This window comes from Agromyces sp. ISL-38, from assembly GCF_018613935.1.
Lineage (GTDB): Bacteria > Actinomycetota > Actinomycetes > Actinomycetales > Microbacteriaceae > Agromyces.
The window spans coordinates 310-558 of record NZ_JAGGPF010000024.1 but is presented as its reverse complement, the minus strand read 5'-3'; the positions used below and the strand labels follow the sequence as shown (position 1 = coordinate 558).

The 249-nt window shown below is 76.7% G+C and carries 1 pseudogene; it reads left to right on the top strand.

Annotated features, from left to right (window positions below):
• Positions 1 to 196, top strand: a pseudogene (locus J7E25_RS17620) (pilus assembly protein TadE); the annotation flags it as partial.
• Between the last annotated feature and the right edge of the window lie 53 nt (positions 197 to 249).

The following is a 249-nucleotide window of genomic DNA, read 5'->3' as shown; positions in this document are numbered from 1 at the left end:
CGCCGCCCGTGCGCTCGGCCGTGGGGAGTCGGCCGCCGAGGCCGGCGCGATCGCCGACCGCGTCTCGGGAGGCGCCGGGCTCGTCGTCGCCGCCGACGGCATGTTCGTATGTGCGACCCTCAGCAGTCCGGGCGACGGGCTCCTCGCCGCGATCGAGTTGCGTGCGGAATCGTGCGCGGTGTCGGGCGGCCGGTGATGCGGCGATCGATCGGTGACGAGCGCGCGGCACTCGGCGACGAGCGCGGCGCG